General features: G+C 37.9%; 3 protein-coding genes. 2 read left to right on the top strand and 1 reads right to left on the bottom strand.

Going from position 1 to position 3,323, the window contains the following annotated elements:
- Window positions 1-136: 136 nt before the first annotated feature.
- Both ACSHWW_RS14340 and ACSHWW_RS14335 read left to right on the top strand, forming a co-directional pair.
- Window positions 137-1,987 (top strand): ATP-binding protein, encoded by a 1,851-nt coding sequence (locus ACSHWW_RS14340; RefSeq protein ID WP_435683154.1) that lies wholly within the window; start codon window positions 137-139, stop codon window positions 1,985-1,987.
- Complete coding sequence (locus tag ACSHWW_RS14335; RefSeq protein WP_435683153.1) at window positions 1,974-2,555, top strand: precorrin-2 dehydrogenase/sirohydrochlorin ferrochelatase family protein; 582 nt, start codon at window positions 1,974-1,976, stop codon at window positions 2,553-2,555. Before ACSHWW_RS14340 ends, ACSHWW_RS14335 begins: the two co-directional genes overlap by 14 nt.
- A 39-nt stretch (window positions 2,556-2,594) precedes the next feature.
- Here the strand turns inward: ACSHWW_RS14335 and ACSHWW_RS14330 are convergent.
- On the bottom strand, window positions 2,595-3,323 hold a 729-nt coding region (locus ACSHWW_RS14330; RefSeq protein WP_435683152.1), incomplete at its 5' end, for an MsnO8 family LLM class oxidoreductase.

Here is a 3,323-nt window from a genome sequence, read left to right as displayed (position 1 = left end):
TTCAAAAAACATGGCGAAAAATGTCTGAAGAAGGACACAAGGCTGCATTGAAATTACCCCTTTCAAAAAATTCACTTGAGTTGGTCACAAAGGCCATAGCAAGTTAATTTACAGGTAGTAAATTGATATTCGTAACATGCAGAAAGACAAGACCCAATTACCGCTTGACTCTGAAACTTTTTTAAGTATAAGAAAGTGGTACCTATGGGCTTTGGCCGGTATAGCCGTAACCATAATTGTCTCTCAAATTTTGATTCAATTACATCTAAGTTCGCAATTGAGCGATTCTCGTGTTATTAATGTCGCGGGATTCCAAAGGGCTTACAGTCAAAAGTTGACAAAGGAATTATTGCTTATTAAAAGTGACTTTTCCAAAGGTGAGATTGACCCAAAAATAAAGGAACTCTCTAAGACCATTGCCATTTGGAAACACTCTCATATTGCCTTGCAAAATGGTGATATAGACAAAGGACTTCCCAATGAGGACGATACTGAGATTTTAGAGCTGTTCAATAAGTTAGAGCCACATCATTCGGCTATGGTACAAGCCGCAGAAACCATAATTACTTCCTATCATAACAACAGTCTCTCAGAAGCTAGTTTAGAACAAAATGTAACTATTGTTCTACAAAATGAAGACCGTTTTCTACAATTGATGGATGACATCGTAAATCAATATGATGAGCGTAGCAAGGCCAAACTAAAAAACTTAAAGCAAAAAGAATATTTACTTCTTTGCATTTCACTCCTCATCTTAATACTTGAAATTGTATTTATCTTTAAACCCCTTTCATTACAAATCCGTAAGACTATAGGGGATTTAATGCAAAACCAGGTGAATTCAGATGCGCGTGCCAAAGAGGTACAGCAGCTTTATTCCGAAAAAGAAAAATCACTCCAAGAATTACAGGAATTAAACTTTGTAATAGATAATGCCTCCTTATTTGCAAGTGCAAGAAAAGACGGTAGCATCGTTTTTATCAGTAAAAAATTTCAGGGTTTATTGGGTATTACTGAAAACCAATTGAATAAGCCTTTAGCGGAAATTCTTACGACAGACTCTGGCCAACAAGAATATCTTAGAGAGGTCCTGAAGAGTAATAGAAAAAATGTAATCCGTACAGAGGAAATCAAAATCACCACTTTAGAAGGAAAGGATTTTTGGCTAGATATGTCTATCGTACCCATGCACCAATCCAGCAGACAACAAAGTATTCTTATCCTGTGTTCGGATATTACGGAGCGTAAGGAAAACAGCATTAAGGTAGAGCAACTTACCAAACAGAATTTTGAAGAGCGAATGCTTCAGAAAAAAGTACAGGCAAGCCAAATCGTGGAAGGGCAAGAAGAAGAACGCAAGCGTATTGCTAAAGATATTCACGATGGTATAGGGCAAATGCTGACGGCATTAAAATTTAATATTGAATCTATCGATCCCGAGAATAAAGATAAGACAATAGAAAAAATTGCCTATTTAAAGACCTTAGCTTCGGACCTTATTAAAGGCGTGCGTACGGCTACATTCAACCTTACGCCCCCAGAACTTAGTGACCATGGCATTTTTCCTGCACTTCAAAAAATGACTGTTGAACTTTCAAAACTGACAGGGAAAACCATTCTTTTCGACAACAAGACCGATGAACACATTAGATTTGATTCTTTGGCCGAAACAAATGTCTATAGGGTAGTACAAGAGGCGGTCAATAATGCTATTAAATACGCAGAAGCCAGTTATATTTTGGTGACCATTAATTTCAAAGATGATATCTTAAGTGTTGTTATTGATGATGATGGAAAGGGTTTTGACGATTCTATTTTAGGACAAGTACCAAAGAATAATAGTGAAGGTGGAATGGGGCTCTTTTTCATGAAAGAGCGAATAGATTATATAAACGGAAGGTTATTTATTAATTCTATTCCAGGAGAAGGAACTCGTATCACCATCAATTATAAAACAGAAAAAGAAGAAGAACATGGAGCGGAATGAACTGTACCCGGTATTTCTTAAAGTATCGAATCTTAATATTTTAATTGTGGGCGGTGGAAACGTAGCCTTGGAAAAATTGACTTTTTTACTTAAATCAAGTCCCAATGCCCAGGTAGAAATGGTATCGCCCATGTTCAGGGAAGAGACCATTGCATTGGCAATTAAATTTGGCATTACTATGCATTCTAACAACTATAACAAAACCTTCCTTGGAGGTAAGCATATGGTGGTAGCCACTACGGACAAAGTAGAAATAAACGAGCAGGTGTACCATGATTGTAGAGCACAGAGCATCTTGGTAAACGTAGCGGACAACCCTCCTTTTTGTGATTTTTACATGGGTGGTATCGTCACCAAAGGAAACGTAAAAGTGGCTATTTCTACGAACGGAAAATCGCCCACTACGGCAAAACGTTTACGTCAATTTTTTGAGGATGTTATTCCAGAAAATATAGATGATTTAGTGAAAAACCTCAACGAATATAGAAAAACTATAAAGGGAGATTTTGAGGAAAAGGTAGAAACCCTAAATGAATTTACAAAAGGGTTAGTCAACAAAAAAGATTAAAATTAGGCTACGATTTACGCAGCCTGTACTCAATCGTTTTTACATTTCTTTCATCGCTTCAGAAAAAAGTCGGAATGAATTGATTCTGTCTTCTTGATTGTAAATATGCGAAACCGCAATAATTTCGTTTACACCAGTCTGTTTGATGAATTCCTCTGTTTTTTGCTTAACGGTAGCTTTGCTCCCCACAAAAGAATACTTCAACATCCGCTGAAATGCAGGGTCTACCGAAATCTGTTTTAGTTCTGGTGTCATTTTTACGGGTGGCTGCATATAATCAATCTTACCGGTCATTACCCCCAACAACAAACGCAACATAGAAGTAGATACCGTTTCTGCCTCCTCATCGGTTTCTGCGGCTATCACATTTACAGCTGCTATCGAATAAGGTTCCTGTAAATATTTTGAAGGATGAAAATTATTATAATAAATATTCAAAGCCTCCATAAGTTGGGTGGGTGCAAAGTGACTGGCAAACACATAAGGAAGCCCCTCTTTTGCTGCTAAATAAGCACTATCTGTACTTGAGCCCAGAATATAGATGGGTACATCCACACCCTCTGCTATAGGCGCCCTAACTTTTGCATCCTGGTTATCTTTTGAAAAGTACTTCTGAATATTATGCATTTCTTCCTGAAAGCGATAAACGGCCTGCACTCTATCTGGCCTAATAGCGTTCGCTGTTACCTGGTCCGTTCCCGGAGCCCTTCCTAGACCTAAATCTATACGCCCTGGGTACAATGAAGCCAAAGTACCAAACTGTTCCGC

The organism is Nonlabens sp. (assembly GCF_051251825.1).
In the GTDB taxonomy this organism is placed as follows: Bacteria; Bacteroidota; Bacteroidia; order Flavobacteriales; family Flavobacteriaceae; genus Nonlabens.
This window is presented reverse-complemented; position numbering and strand designations above follow the sequence as displayed.

Coding starts and splice junctions, on each gene's coding strand:
- ACSHWW_RS14340 (WP_435683154.1), top strand. CDS start 137: ATGCAGAAAGACAAGACCCAATTACCGCTTGACTCTGAAACTTTTTTA.
- ACSHWW_RS14335 (WP_435683153.1), top strand. CDS start 1,974: ATGGAGCGGAATGAACTGTACCCGGTATTTCTTAAAGTATCGAATCTT.